An 18,641-nucleotide genomic window follows, 5' to 3' on the forward strand; every position below is an offset into this window, starting at 1 on the left:
TCCGGCCGGAGTACCGCCACACCCTCTGGATACATACCGAAGGAGCGCCTGACATGGCCGCCACGCAGGAAGAGATCGTCGAAGGTCTCGCCGACATCGTCAACGAGATCGCCGGCATCCCGGTCGAGGACGTCCAGCTGGACAAGTCCTTCACCGACGACCTGGACGTCGACTCGCTGTCCATGGTCGAGGTCGTCGTCGCCGCCGAAGAGCGCTTCGACGTCAAGATCCCGGACGACGACGTCAAGAACCTCAAGACGGTCGGCGACGCGACCTCCTACATCCTCAAGCACCAGGCCTGATCTTCCGATCACCTGGGCTGAGCGCCCTGGTTCGCCTGGGCCGTGTGCCCCGGTTCACCTGGGCTGATGCCCCGCCACCCGGCGGTGGCGCCGCTGAATCCTCGTATCCGTTGGAGAAAGAATTCCCGTGAGCCCGACCAATCGCACCGTGGTCGTCACCGGTATCGGCGCAACCACACCGCTGGGTGGCGATGCAGCCTCTACCTGGGAGGGCCTGGTCGCCGGCAAGTCCGGTGTCCGTCCTCTCGAGCAGGAGTGGGCCGCCGACCAGGCGGTCCGTATCGCGGCCCAGATCGCCGTGGAGCCGGGCGAGGTCATTCCCCGCCCGCAGGCCCGCCGCCTCGACCGCTCGGCGCAGTTCGCGCTGATCGCGGCCAAGGAGGCCTGGGCGGACGCCGGTTTCACCGACAAGGCGGGCGAGGACGCGAGCGTCGACCCCGACCGGCTCGGTACGGTCATCGCCTCCGGCATCGGCGGCGTGACGACCCTGCTCGACCAGTACGACGTGCTGAAGGAGAAGGGCGTACGCCGCGTCTCCCCGCACACCGTGCCGATGCTGATGCCCAACGGCCCGTCCGCCAACGTGGGTCTGCTCGTCGGCGCCCGCGCCGGTGTGCACACGCCGGTCTCCGCCTGTGCCTCGGGCGCCGAGGCCATCGGCTACGCCATCGAGATGATCCGCACCGGCCGTGCCGACGTCGTCGTCGCCGGTGGCACCGAGGCGGCCATCCACCCGCTGCCCATCGCCGCGTTCGGCAACATGATGGCGATGTCCAAGAACAACGACGACCCGCAGGGTGCCTCGCGCCCCTACGACGTCGCCCGCGACGGCTTCGTCCTCGGTGAGGGCGCCGGCGTCCTCGTCCTGGAGTCGGCCGAGCACGCCGCGGCGCGCGGTGCCCGGGTGTACGTGGAAGCAGTCGGCCAGGGCATCTCCTCCGACGGCCACGACATCGTGCAGCCGGAGCCCGAGGGACGTGGCATCGCGCAGGCGTTGCAGAACCTGCTCGACAGCACCGACCTGGACCCGGCCGAGATCATGCACGTCAACGCGCACGCGACCTCGACGCCGGCCGGTGATGTCGCCGAGCTGAAGGCGCTGCGCAAGGTCTTCGGTGACGACACCGACCACTTCGCGGTCTCCGGTACCAAGTCGATGACCGGTCACCTTCTCGGTGGTGCGGGCGGCATCGAGTCCGTCGCGTCCGTCCTCGCGCTGTACAACCGGATCGCGCCGCCGACCATCAACGTCGACAACCTCGACCCTGAGGCCGAGGCCAACGCCGACATCGTGCGTGGTGAGGCGCGCAAGTTGCCGGTTGAGGGCCGCATTGCTGCCCTGAACGATTCGTTTGGGTTCGGTGGGCACAACGTGGTGCTTGCGTTCCGGACGGTCTGATTTTGGCTTGGCTGTACTGAACGGTTGTGGCCCGGACTCCTTGGTGGAGTTCGGGCCACTTCTGTTTGTGGGTTGGGTGCGGGTGCGTGGGGGCTGGGCGCGCAGTTCCCCGCGCCCCTAAAAAGGGGCGCTCCTGCGCAGGGCGGTTTAAAGGACCCGTCCGAACGACCGCCCGAAAGACCCTCCGACAAGCCGTCAAACCACCTGGTGGAGCCAGCGGACCGGGGCGCCCTCTCCCGCGTAGCGGAAAGGCTCCAACTCGTCGTCCCACGGCTTGCCCAGGAGTTTGGCGAGGTCGGCTTCCAGGTCTGTTTCGCCTCGTTGGGAGCGGAGGAGGGCGGCTCGGAGGCGGTCTTCGGGGATGAGGATGTCGCCGTGGATGCCGGTGACCGCGTGGAAGATGCCCAGTTCGGGGGTGCAGCTGTAGCGCTCGCCCTCGGCGGTGGGGCACGGTTCGGCGGTGACCTCGAAGCGCATCAGGTGCCAGCCGCGCAGCGCGGAGGCGAGCTTGGAGGCGGTGCCGACCTCGCCCTTCCAGGAGAACTCGGATCTCCAGGTGCCCGGCGCGGCGGGCTGCCGGATCCAGTCGAGGTTCACGCGCGTGCCGAGCACCCCCGCGACCGCCCACTCGACGTGCGGGCACAGCGCACGGGGCGCGGAGTGCACGTAGAGAACTCCACGTGTCGTCACTGGGGCCTCCGGACAGAGCGAGACATCTTGTAACTTAGCGGAACGGCAGTGGCAGGGCGGCCACGGGGCGAGGCTACCGTGCGGCGGCGCAAGGAGTGTGACGTACCGTCGGTCCCAGCGCCCAGAAACACTGAGGTTTCACCCATGGGGACGCGGTGCTGACCGACCGTGTCCGACGCGATGCCGACCAGTCGTGTCCAACGGGTGCTGATCAACCCTGCACAACGAACGAGGGGACCAGGGGATGCGGAACCGCAGTCACCGTTCACGGGCCGTCCTCGCCATCGCGGTGGCGGCTCTTCTGGGTGTCGCCGGGTGCGACGCCACCGGTGGCAACTCCCCCGCGCCAAGAGGCACCACCGCGAAGGGGCTGCCCTCCCCCAAACCCACGCCCACCTGGGACCGGAGCCCGGAATCCGTCGCCGCGGTCGGTGACTCCGTCACCCGCGGCTTCGACGCGTGCACCGTGCTGTCCGACTGCCCCGAGGTGTCCTGGGCGACCGGCAGCGACGCGCAGGTCAACAGTCTCGCCGTCCGGCTGCTCGGGAAGGCCGGGGCCGCCACGCACAGTTGGAACTACGCGGTGACCGGCGCGCGGATGGCGGACCTGCCCGGGCAGATGGCGCAGGCGGCGACGAGGAAGCCGGAGCTGGTCACGGTGATGGCGGGCGCCAACGACGCCTGCCGCTCGTCCGCGTCGGCGATGACCTCCGTGGCGGACTTCCGCGCCGAGTTCGAGGACGCGATGGACACACTGCGCAGTGCCCTGCCCAAGACCCAGGTGTACGTGTCGAGCGTGCCGGACCTGAAGCGGCTGTGGTCCCAGGGCCGCACCAACCCGCTCGGCAAGCAGGTCTGGAAGCTGGGCATCTGCCCCTCGATGCTGGGCGACCCGGACGCCCTCGACACGGCGGCGACGCTGCGGCGCGGCAAGGTGCAGACCCGGGTGGAGGCGTACAACAAGGTCCTTGAGGACGTGTGCGACCAGGACCGGCGCTGCCGCTTCGACGGGGGCGCGGTCTTCGACTTCCGCTTCGGTACGGATCAGTTGAGCCACTGGGACTGGTTCCACCCGAGCAAGGACGGACAGGCGCGGCTCGCCGAGATCGCCTACCGCACCGTCACCGCACGCAGGCCCGTGACCTAGGGTTTCCCTCATGAGCGAACTTTTCGGCACACTTTCCGACGGCACCCCCGTCCACCGCTGGACGCTGGAGCGGGCCGGGGTCCGGGTGCGTGTGCTCACGTACGGCGGGATCGTGCAGTCGGTGGAGGTCCCGGACCGGGACGGGCGGGCCTTGGACGTGGTGCTGGGGTTCCCGGACCTGGCGGGTTACGTCGCCCATCCGGAGCCGTATTTCGGGGCGCTGGTCGGCCGGTACGCGAACCGGATCGGGGGCGCCCGCTTCCCGCTCGACGGGGTGACGTATCACCTGGAGCCGAACAACGGGCCGAACTCCCTGCACGGCGGCAGCGGCGGCTTCGACAAGCGTGTGTGGGACGCGGAGCCGGTCGAACACGGGGTGCGGCTCACCCGGGTCAGTCCGCACGGCGAGGAGGGCTTCCCGGGCCACCTGGAGGTCTCCGCGACGTACACGCTCGACGAGAGCGGCGCGCTGCGGATCGCGTACGAGGCGGTCACCGACGCGCCGACCGTGGTGAACCTGACGCACCACACGTACTGGAACCTGAGCGGCTCGGGTAGCGCGGGCGGGCATGAACTGCGCCTCGACGCTTCCCGGTTGACGCCGGTGGACGCGGATCTGATCCCGACCGGGGAGTTCGCCTCCGTCGAGGGCACCCGGTTCGACTTCCGACAGGCGCGGAAGGTCGGCGCCGGGTACGACAACAACTTCGTGCTCGACAAGGGGATCGGCGAAACCCCCCTGGAGATCGCCGAGTTGTACGACCCCGCCTCCGGGCGCGTGCTCACCGTGGCGACCACCGAACCCGGGATCCAGCTCTACACCGCCGACCACCTCGACGACTCACTGCCGTACGCGCCCGGCGACGGCATCGCCCTGGAGACCCAGCACTTCCCCGACTCCCCGAACCGGCCGGAGTTCCCGAGTACGGAACTGCGGCCGGGCGGGGTGTACAGGTCGGCGTCCGTGTTCGGATTTGCCGTGCGTGACTAGGGGGCTTCTGGAAGCTACGCGGTTTCGCCGCGCATCCGCTTGGTCGCCTTGCCGAGAATCGACATGGCGCCCAGGCAGATCGCGGTGACGGTGCCGCCGATGGCGATGGGGAGCGGGTCGAAGCCCTTGATCCCGTTGAAGAGGATCAGCGCCCCCAGCCCCATGATGACCGAGTACAGGCTCTGGCCGACCCTGGCACCGGCCGGGACGACCTGGAGCAGCTGGGGGATGGTCGTCGCGGCGGCGATCCCCATGCCGAGCGGGATGAACGCGGCGAGCATCAGGCCGCCGAAGCCGAGCGAGTTCCCGTACGCGCCCCAGTCGGCGCCCTTGACGAGCAGATAGCCGACGGCGCCTAGGGACAGCAGGACGAGGACGCCATTGACGTACGCGGCCTGCGTGGCCGCCTTGCGGGCGCTGGGCAGATGCGCGGCCGGGGAGCGCCAGGCGTCCGGGGTGAGCCGGCGCAGCTGCTCCTTGAGGCCCCGCGCCTTCAGCAGCGAGAGGACGCCGACGACCAGGCCGACAAGGCCGAGCGCGGTGCCCGCGAAGCCGATCGGCTTCTCGGTGATGCCGTAGTGGGCGCCGCCGAAGGTCAGCGGGATGCCCAGGACGAAGCCGTACGCGTACACCTTGGTGGTCTTCTGGATCTGCACCACCAGCTCGCGCTGGCCCGCGCTCAGATTCGGGTCCAGCCTCATCTGGCCCTCGCCCAGGTTCTGTTGGGGGGCCATCGGCTGCTGGGGGTACCCCTGCTGCTGCGGCGGGTAGGGCTGGTACGGCTGTTGCGGCTGTTGAGGCGGGTACGGCTGCTGGGGGTAGCCCTGCTGGGGCGGGTACGGAGCCTGCTGCTGGGGCGGGTAGTAGGGCTGCTGGCCCTGAGGCGGGCCCTGCTGGCCCTGATACGGGCCCTGCTGGCCGCCGTACGGACCCGGCTGCTGCGGCGGGTAGGGACCTTGTTGCTGGCCTGGATACATGCGCTTCTCCCCCGAACAGGCGTGTGTCGGCCCGCGAGTCTGCCACACCTGGCTGAAACAGCGAGCCCCGGTCCGGAGGTCAGGTTCCGGACCGGGGCTGGTCTTGAGGGCGTTGTGCGCCGTTACGCCTCGATGATCGTGCTCAGTCGGCGGTCGATAAGGGAACGACCTACCTGAACCTCGTACGAACCCTTCACATATGCCCACGAGCGGGCGTTCTCATCCCAGATCTCGAAGGCGCGGCGCGGAAGCTCCACGACGGCCTCGACGCTGTCGCCCGGTCCGGCCTCCACACCCGCGAAGCCCGCGAGCCGGCGGGCGGGCCGCTCGGCGTCGGCTTCCACCGGGGCCAGGTAGACCTGGACGACCTCGCGCCCGGCGCGCTCGCCGGAGTTGCGGAGGCGGATCGTGGCGGTCGTCCCGTCGACCTCGATCGACTCGTACGTCCAGTCGGTGTAGCCGAGGCCGTGCCCGAAGGCGTACGAGGGGGTCTTGCCCGCCTGCTCCCAGGCGCTGTAGCCGATGAACACGCCCTCGCTGTACGGGAGTTCGCCGTCGGCCGGGATCACCTGGGTGACCGGGGCGTCCGCGAAGGAGCCCCAGGTGCTGGGCAGCCGGCCGCCCGGCTCGTGGGCGCCGGTGAGGACGTCGGCGAGCGCCGCGCCGCCCTCCTGGCCGGGGAACCAGCTGAGCAGTACAGCGGCGACCTCGTCGCGCCACGGGAGTTCCACCGGGGAGCCGGAGTTGACGACCACGACGGTGTTCGGGTTGGCGGCGGCGACCGCGTGGACCAACTCGTCCTGGCGGCCGGGGAGTCGGAGGTCCTTGCGGTCGAAGCCCTCGGACTCGACGCGGTCGGTGGTGGCGACCACGACGACGGCGGTGTCGGCGGCGCGGGCGGCCTCGACGGCCTCGGCGATCAGTTCGTCCGCGTCGCGCTGCGGCTCCTGGTGGGCCAGCGAGAAGCCGACGACCTTCATCGGGATGCCCTCGGGGAGCGTGACCACATGGGTGAGGGAGACCTCGACCGGCTCGCCCGCGGTCAGTTCGGCCTGGGCGCGGGGCACGGGGGCGCCGAAGAACGCCTCGAAGGGGTCGTCCTTGTCGGTGCGCTGGGCGTCGTCGAAGTACGTCGTGCCGTCGACGGTGAGGGTGAACGCGCCGAGGCCCTTGATGCCGAAGGTGTGCGGGCCGGAGTCGCGCGGGGTGAAGGTGCCGGTCAGCTCGACGGTGTGGAGGGTGTCGTGGGTGACTCCCTCGGGCAGGTCGTCGCCCATCCACTGGATCTGGCCGTTGGGCGCGGAGCCGCTGCCGATGATCTCGCCGTTCGCGTCACGGCAGACCGCGCGGAGCTCGAACCCCTTGTCGGCGACGGCGAGTTCCTCGGTCGGGTCGGCGCCGACGCTGTACGTCAGGCTGCCCTCGGGGAGGGCGGCGGTGAGGCCGTCGAGGGGCGAGACGATCCGGGAGGGGAAGACGGTCGCGGAGCCGCCGCCGAGGACGCGGGCGTCACGGGCGGCGGCGCCGCTCAGCGCCACCGTGCCCGGCTTCAGAGGCAGCGCCTTGTTCCCGTCGCGCGCCTCGTTCCGTACGAGGACGAAGGAGCGGCGGGCGATCTCGCGGGCCAGCGCCTCGCCGTCGACGGGAGCGGGCAGTTCGGTGACGACCGGCTCGGCACCCTCCAGGATGCCGACGCGGGCGGCGAGGCGCAGGACATTGCGGACGGCCTCGTCGACCGTGGCCTCCTCGACCTCGCCGGCGCGCACGGCGGCGGCGAGCGGTGCGCCGTACACGGTCTGCGGGCCGGGCATGGCGACGTCGAGGCCGCCCTCGATCGCGCCCTTGGTGGAGCGGGCGGCCATCCAGTCGGAGACGTTGAAGCCGTCGAAGCCCCATTCGCCGCGCAGGATCTCGTTCACGAGGTAGCGGTGCTCGGACATCGTGGTGCCGTTGACCGAGTTGTAGGCGGTCATGATGCCCCAGGGGTGGGCGTTCTCGACGATGGTCTCGAAGGGGGCCAGGTACAGCTCGCGCAGGGCGCGTTCGGAGACGACGTTGTTCACCGTGAAGCGGTCGGTCTCGGCGTCGTTGGCGACGAAGTGCTTGACGGTGGTGCCGACGCCGCCGGACTGCACGCCCTGGACGTATCCGCTGCCGATCGCGCCGGTGAGGTACGGGTCCTCGCTGTACGCCTCGAAGTGGCGGCCGCCGAGCGGGGAGCGGTGCAGGTTGACGGTGGGCGCGAGGAGGACGTGGACCTTCTTGCGGCGGGCTTCCTGGGCGAGGAGGGTGCCGGCGCGGCGGGCGAGGTCCGGGTCCCAGGTGGCGGCGAGCGCGGTGGGGGACGGGAGCGCGATGGACGGGTCGTCGGCGGTCCAGCGGACACCGCGGACGCCGATCGGGCCGTCGGACATGACCAGGGACTTCAGCCCGATCTCGGGGAGCGCGGGCAGCGACCACATGTCCTGGCCGGACAGCAGCCGGGCCTTCGCGTCCAGGTCGAGCCTGCCGAGGGCCGCCTCTACGGCCGCCTCGCGCGCCTCGTCGGCCGGGGTGGGCCGGGTTCCCGGGGTTCCCGCCATCGGGGTGCCTCCTCGTTGAGTCCGTTCGGTGGCTCCATCCTGCACCCGTTACCTGTAGAGCGGTAGGTTTCGTTACTTTGCCGTTATATTGAGGGTGATCGGATGCCGTACGGTGACGCCATGAACGCGAGGACCAGGAGTGAGGAGCGCCGCGCGGAGATCGTGCGGGCGGCCCTTGAGGTGATCGCCGAGCGCGGCTACCGGGGCGCGAGCCTCGCCTCGGTCGCCGAGCGCGTGGGCCTCACCCAGCAGGGGCTGCTGCACTACTTCCCGACGAAGGACGCGCTGCTCGTCGCCGTGCTCCAGGAGCGGGACCAGTGGGACGCGGTGCCGGACACCCAGTGGCGGGTCGATCTGCTCGCCTCGCTCGTCGAGTACAACGCCATGCGGCCCGGGATCATCCAGACCTTCTCGGCACTCCTCGGCGAGAGCGTCACCGAGGGGCATCCGGCGCGCGGCTACTTCACCGAGCGGTACGCGCGGGTGCGCGCGAGCATGGCGGCGGTCCTGCGCACGGAGTACGGCGACCGCCTGCCGAACGGCCTCACCCCGGAGCGCACCGCCCCGCTCCTCGTCGCGGTCATGGACGGCCTGCAGTACCAGTGGCTCCTGGACCCGGAGTCGGTCGACATGCCGGGCGCGTTCCGGGACTTCCTGACCCTGCTGGGCGAGAGCTGAACCCGCCCGCTACTGACCCCAGTTACTGACCCCAGCTGACAGCCAGCGTCTTGCTGACCACGCAGACGGCGGCGAAGGCGATCGCCCAGCCGTAGGCCCCGGCCAGGACCAGGGCGGCCACCCCGGCCCCGAACCAGAGCAGCTCGAAGCCGACGCGAACCGCCCCGCGCGTCTTGTACGTCGCCTTCTGTGAGCCGAACAGCGCCCACAGCGCGATCAGTACGGCCGGCGCGCCGAGCCCGAGGAGCCAGGCGAGCGGCATGGCCACATCGCGGGTGAAGCCCCAGTACCCGGCGGCCGCGAGGGCGCCGAGTTCGATGAGGAAGAGGACGCCCAGGTTCGCTGCCTTCATGCGCGGCAGTATCACCCGGAAGGGATCACTCCGACCCCGGAAGGGATCACTCAGGCCTTGGAAGGGATCACTCCCCCGCGGCGGCCACCGCGGCCACGACCTCGACCTCGATCAGGGCGTCCGGCTTGAAGAGGCGCGCGGCCTCGAAGGTCATGCTGGTGGGGGCGGTGCCGGTGAGGAACTCCCGGCGTACGGCGCCGTATTCGTGGAGCTTGTCGATGTCGGTCAGATACGTACGGATGTTGATGATGTCGGCAAGCGTCGCACCGTGGGCCCCCAGTAGGGCGTCGATGGCCTCGAAGACGCCACGGCTCTGCGCGGCGAGGTCCGCACCGTCGGCGACCTGGCCGGAGAGGTACAACAGGGCGCCGCCGCCTGGGAGTTCGACGCGGGCGACCTGGGAGTAGTAGGCGTTGGCGGGCTGCGGTGCGGAGGCCGGGTTGTCCAGCGTGATCTGCATGGCGTTCCCTCAGTGGGCTCAGTGCGAGTGTCAGTGGGCTCAGTGGGAGTGACGGATGTGGGCGACGGCCTTCGCGATGTCGGCGTGGGTGACGTCCGGGTCCGCGGCGGCGCGCCTGAAGTGCTCCAACACCGCCTCCATGAGCGGGAGTCGGGCCGCCTTGGTCGCCAGGTCGGCGTCCTTCACCGCGAGCGAGGTGTCGAAGTGCACGTCTTCGGCGAAGGCGCGGCCGACGACACCGCCGAGCGGGCCGTTCGCGAGGGTGGTGCGCGCGGTGTCCTCGTCGATGCCGAGCGCGTCCGCGAGGACCATGGCCTCCGCGACGAGGGCGACTCCGCCGATGACGGCGGTGTTGACGACCAGCTTGAGCGCGGCGCCGGAACCGAGCGGCCCGGTGCGGGTGACGGTGCCGAAGTGCGCGAGCACCCGCTCGACACCGGCCACGTCACCGCCCGCGAGGATGCCGAGCCGGCCCTCGGCGGCCTTGTCGGTACTGCCCATGACGGGCGCGTCGACGAGCGTCACGCCCTCCCCCAGCCGGGCGGCCAGCTCCTTGACCACGTCCGGGCCGACCGTCGACATCTCCACCCAGTACGCGCCCGGCCGCAGCTCCGGCACGACGGCGTCCGCCACCGCGTCGAGCGCGGCCGGGTCGGCGAGCATCGTGATCACCACGTCCGCGTCCCGCACCGCCTCGGCCGGGGAGGCGGCGAGGGTCGCGCCCTCGGCGACGAACGGCTCCGCCTTCGCGGGAGTCCGGTTCCAGACCGTCAACGGGTGCCCCGTACCGAGGAGTTGGCGGGCCATGCCCGCACCCATGTGACCGAGTCCGAGAAATGCGATCTTTTCCATGTACGGGACGCTAGGCGCGCAGCCGCGATGCGACAAGCGAATGTCTAGCATGAGTGCCATGCAGAACCCGCATGCCGTAACGCCGTACGTCGCTCCCGTCACCGCTCCGGACGCCGCTCATGACACCCCCGACCTCTCCACCACCTGGCTGCGGGTCTTCCTCGACGTCGCCCGGCTCGGTTCGTTCACCGTGGCCGCGCGGACGCTCGGGTGGACGCAGTCCGCGGTGTCGCGGCAGATCTCCTCGCTGGAGGCGGCGCTCGGCGGGGCGCCGCTCTTCGACCGGCTGCCCCGGGGCGTACGGCTGACGGAGGCCGGGCGGGTCCTCGTGCCGCACGCCGAGTCGGTGATCGAGCGGCTGCACGGCGCCGGGCGGGAGCTGGCCGCGCTGCGGGAGGCGGCGGGCGGGCGGCTGCGGGTCGGTGCCTTCGCCACGGCGGACGCGGCCCTCGTACCGCGGGCCATCGCGGCGTTCCGCGCCCGCCATCCCGGGGTCCGGCTCACCCGCGAGGAGGGCTTCACCCCCGCACTCCTGGACCGGCTGACCGCCGACCACCTCGACCTGGCGGTCGTCTCGACGACGGGCCGCGCCCCGCTGGACGCCTACACCCTGCACCACCTCCTCGACGAGTCCCTGTACGTCGCCGTCCCCGCCGGTCATCCGCTGGCCGCCGAGCCCTCCGTACGCCTTCCCCAACTCGCCGACGCCGACTGGATCTCCGGCGGCTCCCGCCCCGAGGGCACTCTCCTCGACGCGGCCCTGCGGCACGGGTTCCGGCCGCGCGTCGCGCATGTCGTGGCGGAGTGGACCGCCAAGCAGGGGTATGTCGCCGCCGGGCTCGGCGTGACCCTGATCCCGGCGCTCGCCGCGGAGTCCGTACGGCCGGACATCGCGCTGCTCCCCGTACTCGACGAGGACGCGCCGGCCCGGGCGGTGTACGCGGCGACGGTACGCGGGCGGTCCCTGGCACCGGCGGCGGAGGCGTTCCTGGCGGCGCTGCGGGAGTCGGCGGCGAGGATCCCCGCCTGATCCTCAGGATCACGTGGCCCCCGGGGTCACGTGACCCCCAGCGGCACATGACCCTCAGAGGCACATGATCCCCAGGGGTCACACGCCATGGCGCACGCCCCTTCCGTCACGGGATACTGCGGCCGTCCGACAGCTCCCCACGGCGACGGAAGGCTTGAACTCCCTTGACTCACATACGTGCACGGATCGGCGTCCTCGGACTGGCCCTGGTGGCGGGGCTCGCGACAGCACCCGACGCGTCGGCCGCCGTCTCCTCCCCCACGGTCGAGGAACAGCGGCTCGACAAGGCCGCGCCCCAAGAGATCCTGCGCCGCTCCGGATTCGACACCGTGACACCGGAGTTCGCGCGGGCGCTGGGCCAAGCCGACTCGTACGCGCAGGCCCGGCACGTCGTCGTACAGCAGGGCGCGCGGCTGTGGCGGCGGGCCGTCGACCGGGCGCAGGGGCGGGGTCCGGCGGGCGGGGATCTCAGCCGGGACGACGACCGGCCGCTGTACTGGGCGCGGCTCGGCATGACACGTGAAGTACGCGCGTGGGAGCCGGAGTTCGGCCTCACGGACACCCAGCGCGCCCAGCTCCTCGACGCCCTGGAGCAGAACTCGCGCGGCCAGAACGCCATCCGCTACCCGCACACCAAGGGCGTCAAGCGGATCCTGGTCACCGGCTTCGACCCGTTCACGCTGGACCGCGACATCCGGATCTCCAATCCGTCCGGGGCCACCGCGCTCGCCCTCGACGGTACGACGATCCAGACCGCGGACGGTCCGGCGCGCGTCGAGACCGCCGTGTTCCCCGTCCGCTGGCAGGACTTCACCGACGGCATGGTGGAGCGGACGCTGCGGTCGTATCTGCCGCACGTGGACCTGTTCACGACGGTCAGCCAGGGCCGCGTCGGCCGCTTCGACGTGGAGCGGACCAACGGGGCCTGGCGGGGCGGCTACCCGGACAACCTGAACCTTCCGGTGACCGAGACCGTCCCGGTCACCGACCCGGCCTCGCAGCCCCAGTGGACGTCAACGACCCTCCCGTACAAGGAGATTGTCGCCGCGAACACCGGCCGCTTCCCCGTGTACGACAACACGTCGGTGACCGAGATCCCGGCGGGCGCAACCGATCCGGTCGTACGGCCCGACGGCCCGACCGAGGGCTCCACGGCCCGTGCCGGGGGCGGCGGCAACTACCTCTCCAACGAGATCGCCTACCGAGCGACGCTGCTCCGCGACCGGCTCGGGCTGCACGACAGCCTGCCGGGCGGGCATGTCCACACGCCTGTGCTGCAGTTCGGCACGGGAAACACGGACCCGGCGACGGGGACGGTCACCGACGCCGAGTTCGTCCAGAACAGGCTCGACATCATCGCGCAGGTGCGGGCGATCCTGACGGTGGCCGTGGACGCGAGCGCGAACGCCGTCAGTGGGACGGCGCAAACGCGAGGCTGATGCCGAGGCCGGCCAGGACGGATCCGATGACCTTGTTCAGGACCTTCTGGCCGCGCAGCATCAGCGTGCGCATCCGGTCGTGCGAGAAGAACACGGCGACGACGCCGAACCACAGCAGGTGGGCGAAGGACATGAACAGCCCGTAGCCCACCTGCTGGTAGACCGGGGTGCCGGGGCTGACGACCTGGGCGAACGTCGACACGACGAACAGGGTCGTCTTGGGGTTGAGGACGTTGGTGAGGAAACCCGTCCGCAGGGCGGCGAGCGGCGTCAGGGCCGTCTTGTTCTCCAGGTCGACCTCGACCTCGCCGCGCGTACGGAAGGTGCGTACGCCGATGAAGACGAGGTACGCCGCGCCGATCAGCTTGATCACGGTGAACAGGGCGGTCGAGGAGGCGATCAGGAGCCCCACGCCGAGCATCGTGTACGTCACGTGCACGAGGACGCCGGCCGCGACGCCCGTGGCGGCGAACAGTCCTGTCCGGCGGCCGTAGAGATAGCTGTTGCGGACGACCATGGCGAAGTCGGCGCCGGGGGCGATGACGGCCAGGACGGTGATGACGGCGACGGCGAGTATCTCGGTCACGGGGTGGCGCCTTCCTGCGTGGAAGCGTCTGCTGCGGCCTCATCTTCGGAGTCGTCCTCGCCGGTTTCCTCGCCGAGGAGGTCGCGGGCCATGAGGGTGGCTCCCGCCACGGCGCCCGGCATCAGGAACACTGCGACGAACGGGACCAGGAAGGCCAGGCCCAGAGGGGTGCCGAAGCCCCACACCAGCATCTTGCGGGAGCGCAGCAGGGTGAGGCGTTCGCGGAGGTCGACGCGGCGGCGTTGCAGGGCCACGGCGGTGAGTTCCTCGGTGAGGAAGAAGCCGGTGACGAAGAAGCCGATCACCGGGACGACGGTCTGGCCGATGAACGGGACGAAGCCGAGGGCGAAGAGGAGTGTGGCCCAGAGGACGGCGCGTACGACGATACGGAGGCTGTCCCGTGCCGAGATCCACAGTTCGCGCCAGAGGGGGAGGCCTGACTCGGGTGCGGTGCCGTCCGGGGAGACGTCGCGGTCCACCTTCTCGGAGAGGTTCTCGTAGAACGGCTGGCCTATGAGGAGGGTGATCGCGGTGAAGGTGAGGACGGCGAGGAGGAGGGCGAGGGCGAACAGTACGGCGGTGAGGAAGCCGCGGAACAGTCCTGCCCAGGGGCTGGACCAATCATCGGCGAACGGGGTGGCCCAGGTGACGAAGTCCTCGCCGTACAGGGCGAGCCCCACCAGTGCCCCCGCATACAACACCAGCGTAATAAGCCCCGGCACCAGCCCGAACCCATACTGCTTCCCGTGCCGGGCCACCCACCGCTGCCCCTGCACCAGGTAGCTGAACCCCACCCCAAGATCGCGCATGGGGGAACTGTAGCTTTCTCGCCCCCGCCGCCCCTACCCGTCCCATCCCTGGGGGCTGCGCCCCCAGACCCCCAAAAGATTGCGCAGTTCCCCGCGCCCCTTTTAGGGGCGCGGGGAACTGCGCAATCTTTTGGACCAGCCCCCACCCACCCGCAGCCGACGAACTATCCCGGGGTGACGGCGACCACCACGCCCCGCTCAGCCGCAGGCGACACCGCCGCAGAGACACGCACCGCCGCGGCGCGGGCCACCCGGCCCGCTCGATACGCCGCGGCCAGCATCAGGGGCTGGAGTTGTTCGAGGGTGGAGACGAGGAGCTCCTCACCGGCGATGAGGAGGGGCCGGGCCGTCTTGATGGCGGTGGCGGCTGCTTCCGTGAGGTCGGCGAGGGGAGGAAGGCCCGCGCGGATGACACCGGCACCGGCGGCGGACGCGCGCTCCGCCAGGGCCACCTGGAGCGGGAGAAGCGGCGCCAGGGCCGATGTCAGCGCGTCGGCGATGCGGCGGAGTTCGGGTGACGAGTCGCGCAGGACGTCCGCCGCGGCCCGTACCACCGGGGTCAGCGCGAGGAGCGTCCCCGCCGCGACCCCCGCCGCCGCGGGCAACAACGGCGACGACGCCTCCACCAGCTCCCCCAACGCGTCGGCCGCCTCCTCCACCGCGGGCGCCACCGCGTCGAGGATCGGCAGCAGACTGTCCCCCATCGCGGCGAGCAAGGCCTGAGCCGGTTCGCTCACGGGGTGCACCGCGAGCGGCGCCCCGCTGGTGCCCAGCCGGGTGAGCGTGTCGACGATCCGGTAGAAGGCTTCCTGCGCCTGCGGCGACGCGCTCGCCTCGGCCAGCTCGGCCGTCGTCTCGCGCAGGACGCGCAGCGCCTCCGCCCCGGAGCCGTCCCGGGGATCGAACGTGTTGATGGCGATTCTGGTGATGTTCCCCGCCGTGTCGAGGAGTTGGCCGGTGATGTCGGTCGTGCTGCGCGCCATCCGCACCACGTCCTCCCTGCTGGGGAGCGACGGGATCGAAAGGATCGACGGAATCGGGGACATGGGCCGGGCCCTCCTCGCCACGCCGGGTCTCGCCCTCAGCATGCCCGCTCCCGGCCCCACGTGATGCGCCATCCGGGGCATCCATGACAACAGCCGTGACGGGAACGCCCTCTTGTTGCGGAAGAGTCGAACAGGTACACCTCGCCGTACCGATCTCAGGAAACTCTCAGGACCACCGACCCCAGGGAATTCCCTCAGGAGGTACGACGCGTGCGCTTACCACCCGTCCTGATCGCCGCCGTCCTCGCGGCCACCACCGGCTCGCTCCTGCTCGCCCCCAGCAGCGCCACCGCCGACCGCAAGCCGCCCGTCCGTGAGGGCTCCGCCCCGGCCGACGGTGCCGCCAGGGCCCCGGCGAGCGCGGCCCGGAACGCCCTCGCCGCTCCCGTCACCGACCTCTCCGCCGGCACCGGCGGCTACCCCCGCGAACAGGTCCTCGCCCCGGACCCGGAGAACCCCGCCGACAAGTCCATCAAGCTCGGCCTCACCCCGTACCACGCCATCGCCCCCAAGCTGAACGAACTGCAGGGCCTCGGCGACCGGGTGAGCGTCGAGGTCGCGGGCCGCTCGGCCGGCGGGCACCGGCTCTTCCTCGTCACCGTCACCGCCCCGGAGACCGCCCGTCAGACCCGCGCCCAGGAGCGTATGCGCGAGCTCATCGAGAACGCGCCCCAGGCGGCGGCCAAGGACACGGCGATCAAGGCCTCGTACAAGACGCCCGTCTTCTTCAACAACAACATCCACGGCAACGAGTGGGAGGGCACGGACGCCGCCCTCAAGCTGATCCAGCAGCTCGCGACCGCGCACGACGCGAAGACCGCCGGCCTCCTCGCCCACAACCGGCTCTACTTCAACATCACCGCGAACCCCGACGGCCGTATCGCCGGCACCCGCACCAACGCCAACGGCTTCGATCTGAACCGTGACTTCATCACCGCCTCGCAGCCCGAGGTGCGCGCGATGCGGCAGATCGCGATCGACAAGCAGCCGGCCGTAATGCTCGATCTGCACGGCTATGTCAACGGCACCCTCATCGAGCCGACGACCCCGCCGCACGGCGAGAACTACGAGTACGACCTCTTCCTCAAGAACACGTACGCCAACGCCCTCGGCATGGAGGCCGCCGTCAACGGCCTCGGCTACACGCCCGCGAAGGACGGTGTCGAGCCCGTCCAGATCCCGTTCCGCGACCAGCAGGAGGGCTGGGACGACTGGCCGCCGATCTTCACGCCCCAGTACGCGGCGTTCCACGGCACGGTCGCCGCGCACACCGTCGAGATCCCGATGACGGTGAACAACTCGGCGTACGACACGCTGCCGGTGGCCGAGCTGCGGCGCCGCTCGGCCATCAACGTCGATGTCGCGGGCGCCGCCATGCGCGCGACCCTCGACTTCGCCCAGTCCCACCGGACTTCGCTCATCGCCGACCAGATCGAGGTCTTCCGGCGCGGTGCGACGGGCGCCGCCCAGGTGCCGGTCTCCGCCGAGACGGTCCCCGGCGTCCCGGGCATCGGCCCCGAGGACGTCTACACGACCGACTTCCCGCGCGCGTACGTGATTCCGGCGGGTGCCGGGCAGCGCTCGGCGACCGCCGCCGGCCGGCTCGTGGACCATCTCCTCGCCAATGACGTACGCGTCACCCGCGCGACCGGCGGCTTCCGGCTCGCGGGACGGTCGTACGCGAAGGGTTCGTACGTCGTCGATCTGCGTCAGCCCAAACGCGGGCTGGCCAATGTCATGTTGGCGGACGGGCGGGACATCAGCGGCAAGGTGTCGACGATGTACGACATCTCGGGCTGGAGTCTGGGGCGCCTGTGGGGCGCGACGGTCGAGCGGGTGGAGAGCGGGAGTCTTTCCGCCGTTCCGCTGCGCGCGGTCGACGCCGCCGCCCACGTCGGATACGTCGCCCCGCGCGGCGACCTCCGCCTCCAGCTCGACACTCCGCAGGAGATCGCGGCACTGAACTCCCTTCTCCAGCAAGGAGTTTCCGTACGTCAGGACAGCGACGGCAGCGCGCTCGTGCCGTCCTCGGCCCGTGCGAAGGCGGTCGCGCTCGCCCGTGCGTACGACGTCGCCTTCGACGCGACGAAGGCCTCGCAGGGGACCGCCCTGCATCGCGTGCGCGTCGCCGCCGCCGTCACCGCCGGTGAGCTCTTCGCTCTGCGCGAGATGAACTTCGACGTGGTTCCGGTGTCGACGGCGATCCTCGACGCGGGCTTCGACTGGTCCACGGTGGATGTGCTGTTCGTGTCGTCGGGGCTGGACCACTCGGCCCTCACCCCGGCCGCGCGGACAGCCCTCGACGCCTTCCTGGCAACCCACGGTCTGGTCGGGCGAGGAGCCACGGGCGCCGCGCTGGGCGTCGCCGCCGGGCTGCTCGCGGTGAAGCCGGTGGAGGGCAACGGGGACGCCAACGGCGTGGTGCGGGTGGTGAATTCGGGGACTGTCACCGTTGGCGCCCCGGACCACAGCTTCGTGTACGCGCCGGTCTGGTTCACCGATCTCGGCCCCGGGGTCCGCGTCGAGCAGTCGTACGCGACCGGGAATCCGCTCGTCTCCGGGCACTGGCGGCCGCTGGACGACGGCACGGGAGGCCCCACGGCGGCAGCCGGTCAGGCGGCGGTCGTCAGCGGCCCGCACGCGGTGCTGTTCGGCACGGAACCGCTCTTCCGTGACCATCCAAAGGGGGAGTTCCCGCAGGTGGGGCGGGCCTTGCTGACGGTGTCCCGATCCTGATCAAGGCTCCGTACGCGGAACTCCGTACGACGGAGGCCGCACCCCACGTCCTAGGGTGCGGCCTCTGTCGTATGCAACGAATGCGGTCAGGCAAGCGTCACGGTGATGTTGCCGCGGGTCGCCTTCGAGTACGGGCACACCTGGTGGGCCTTCTCGACGAGCGCGCGGGCGGTGGCGGCGTCGACGTTCGGGATGTCGGCGGTGATCTCGACGATGATCCCGAAGCCGTCGTCGTTCTTGCCTATGCCGACCTTCGCGGTGACGGTCGAACCGGAGATGTCGGCGTTCTCCTGGCGGGCCACGACGCCGAGGGCACCCTGGAAGCAGGCGCTGTACCCGGCGGCGAACAGCTGCTCCGGGTTGGTGCCGGCGCCGCTGCCGCCCATCTCCTTCGGCGGGTTGACGACGACGTCGAGCTTGCCGTCGTCGGTGGCGACCCGGCCGTCGCGACCGTTCTCGGCGGTGGCGACGGCGGTGTACAGGACGTCGGTCTGCTGGATGGACATACGGTGCGTTCCTCCTTGGTCCGCCGCGACTCGCGCCCACGATCGCGACGACTTTGGAA

19 protein-coding genes are annotated in these 18,641 nt (G+C 70.9%); 9 read left to right on the forward strand and 10 right to left on the reverse strand.

Annotation, left to right across the window (positions count from 1 at the left end; genetic code table 11):
• The first annotated feature begins 53 nt into the window (after positions 1-53).
• Both OG975_RS14890 and OG975_RS14895 read left to right on the forward strand, forming a co-directional pair.
• Positions 54-302, forward strand: coding sequence for an acyl carrier protein (locus tag OG975_RS14890; RefSeq protein WP_327428406.1), 249 nt, complete (start codon positions 54-56; stop codon positions 300-302).
• A 127-nt stretch (positions 303-429) separates the two neighbouring features.
• A complete protein-coding gene (locus OG975_RS14895; RefSeq protein ID WP_406329622.1) occupies positions 430-1,701 on the forward strand; it encodes a beta-ketoacyl-[acyl-carrier-protein] synthase family protein in 1,272 nt (423 codons plus the stop codon).
• A gap of 195 nt (positions 1,702-1,896) precedes the next feature.
• Here the strand turns inward: OG975_RS14895 and OG975_RS14900 are convergent, their stop codons facing one another.
• On the reverse strand, positions 1,897-2,391 hold the full coding sequence (locus tag OG975_RS14900) for a DUF3145 domain-containing protein (protein WP_381261061.1): 495 nt from the start codon (positions 2,389-2,391) through the stop codon (positions 1,897-1,899).
• 244 nt (positions 2,392-2,635) lie between these two features.
• Here OG975_RS14900 and OG975_RS14905 point away from each other — a divergent pair, with 244 nt between their 5' ends.
• Positions 2,636-3,538 carry an SGNH/GDSL hydrolase family protein gene (locus OG975_RS14905; protein WP_406329623.1) on the forward strand — a complete coding sequence of 301 codons (903 nt, stop codon included), beginning with the start codon at positions 2,636-2,638 and terminating at the stop codon, positions 3,536-3,538.
• A 10-nt stretch (positions 3,539-3,548) separates the two neighbouring features.
• Positions 3,549-4,529 (forward strand): aldose epimerase family protein, encoded by a 981-nt coding sequence (locus OG975_RS14910; protein WP_406329624.1) that lies wholly within the window; start codon positions 3,549-3,551, stop codon positions 4,527-4,529.
• Between the two features lie 14 nt (positions 4,530-4,543).
• Here the strand turns inward: OG975_RS14910 and OG975_RS14915 are convergent, their stop codons facing one another.
• Complete coding sequence (locus tag OG975_RS14915) at positions 4,544-5,506, reverse strand: hypothetical protein (RefSeq protein ID WP_406329625.1); 963 nt, start codon at positions 5,504-5,506, stop codon at positions 4,544-4,546.
• Between the two features lie 122 nt (positions 5,507-5,628).
• Positions 5,629-8,088, reverse strand: coding sequence for a beta-glucosidase (locus OG975_RS14920; RefSeq protein WP_406329626.1), 2,460 nt, complete (start codon positions 8,086-8,088; stop codon positions 5,629-5,631).
• A gap of 102 nt (positions 8,089-8,190) precedes the next feature.
• Between OG975_RS14920 and OG975_RS14925 the strand changes: the two genes are divergently transcribed.
• Positions 8,191-8,766, forward strand: a complete 576-nt coding sequence (locus OG975_RS14925) for a TetR/AcrR family transcriptional regulator (protein ID WP_327428413.1) — start codon at positions 8,191-8,193, stop codon at positions 8,764-8,766.
• A 22-nt stretch (positions 8,767-8,788) separates the two neighbouring features.
• On the opposite strand, the gene OG975_RS14930 is transcribed toward OG975_RS14925, so the two are convergent.
• The 3 genes from OG975_RS14930 to OG975_RS14940 form a co-directional block, all read right to left on the reverse strand.
• On the reverse strand, positions 8,789-9,118 hold the full coding sequence (locus OG975_RS14930) for a YrdB family protein (RefSeq protein ID WP_406329627.1): 330 nt from the start codon (positions 9,116-9,118) through the stop codon (positions 8,789-8,791).
• Between the two features lie 67 nt (positions 9,119-9,185).
• Entirely contained in the window at positions 9,186-9,578 is a 393-nt protein-coding gene (locus OG975_RS14935; RefSeq protein WP_330304315.1) for a RidA family protein, read from the reverse strand.
• A gap of 39 nt (positions 9,579-9,617) precedes the next feature.
• Positions 9,618-10,430 (reverse strand): NAD(P)-dependent oxidoreductase, encoded by an 813-nt coding sequence (locus OG975_RS14940; RefSeq protein WP_406329628.1) that lies wholly within the window; start codon positions 10,428-10,430, stop codon positions 9,618-9,620.
• Positions 10,431-10,488: 58 nt separating this feature from the next.
• Here OG975_RS14940 and OG975_RS14945 point away from each other — a divergent pair, with 58 nt between their 5' ends.
• Together OG975_RS14945 and OG975_RS14950 are read left to right on the forward strand one after the other, a co-directional pair.
• The gene (locus OG975_RS14945; RefSeq protein ID WP_406329629.1) at positions 10,489-11,460 is read left to right on the forward strand and encodes a LysR family transcriptional regulator; all 972 of its coding nucleotides are present in this window, start codon (positions 10,489-10,491) and stop codon (positions 11,458-11,460) included.
• A gap of 164 nt (positions 11,461-11,624) precedes the next feature.
• Positions 11,625-12,899, forward strand: a complete 1,275-nt coding sequence (locus tag OG975_RS14950; protein WP_406329631.1) for a pyroglutamyl peptidase — start codon at positions 11,625-11,627, stop codon at positions 12,897-12,899.
• On the opposite strand, the gene OG975_RS14955 is transcribed toward OG975_RS14950, so the two are convergent.
• The 3 genes from OG975_RS14955 to OG975_RS14965 form a co-directional block, all read right to left on the reverse strand.
• Positions 12,871-13,485: a LysE family translocator gene (locus tag OG975_RS14955; RefSeq protein ID WP_406329633.1), complete on the reverse strand. Its 615-nt coding sequence runs from the start codon at positions 13,483-13,485 to the stop codon at positions 12,871-12,873. The genes OG975_RS14950 and OG975_RS14955 overlap by 29 nt on opposite strands.
• The gene (locus OG975_RS14960; RefSeq protein ID WP_406329634.1) at positions 13,482-14,294 is read right to left on the reverse strand and encodes an EI24 domain-containing protein; all 813 of its coding nucleotides are present in this window, start codon (positions 14,292-14,294) and stop codon (positions 13,482-13,484) included. Before OG975_RS14960 ends, OG975_RS14955 begins: the two co-directional genes overlap by 4 nt.
• A gap of 164 nt (positions 14,295-14,458) precedes the next feature.
• Positions 14,459-15,277, reverse strand: coding sequence for a hypothetical protein (locus OG975_RS14965; RefSeq protein WP_406329635.1), 819 nt, complete (start codon positions 15,275-15,277; stop codon positions 14,459-14,461).
• On the opposite strand from OG975_RS14965, the gene OG975_RS14970 reads away from it, so the two are divergent.
• Both OG975_RS14970 and OG975_RS14975 read left to right on the forward strand, forming a co-directional pair.
• Positions 15,255-15,404 (forward strand): hypothetical protein, encoded by a 150-nt coding sequence (locus tag OG975_RS14970; RefSeq protein ID WP_406329636.1) that lies wholly within the window; start codon positions 15,255-15,257, stop codon positions 15,402-15,404. The genes OG975_RS14965 and OG975_RS14970 overlap by 23 nt on opposite strands.
• Positions 15,405-15,550: 146 nt before the next feature.
• Complete coding sequence (locus OG975_RS14975; protein WP_406329638.1) at positions 15,551-18,076, forward strand: M14 family zinc carboxypeptidase; 2,526 nt, start codon at positions 15,551-15,553, stop codon at positions 18,074-18,076.
• Positions 18,077-18,162: 86 nt separating this feature from the next.
• Here OG975_RS14975 and OG975_RS14980 read toward each other — a convergent pair whose 3' ends face one another.
• Positions 18,163-18,582, reverse strand: a complete 420-nt coding sequence (locus OG975_RS14980) for an organic hydroperoxide resistance protein (RefSeq protein ID WP_327428424.1) — start codon at positions 18,580-18,582, stop codon at positions 18,163-18,165.
• Positions 18,583-18,641 lie beyond the last annotated feature (59 nt).

Source organism: Streptomyces sp. NBC_00203 (assembly GCF_045206325.1).
Classification (GTDB): Bacteria; Actinomycetota; Actinomycetes; order Streptomycetales; family Streptomycetaceae; genus Streptomyces; species Streptomyces lutosisoli.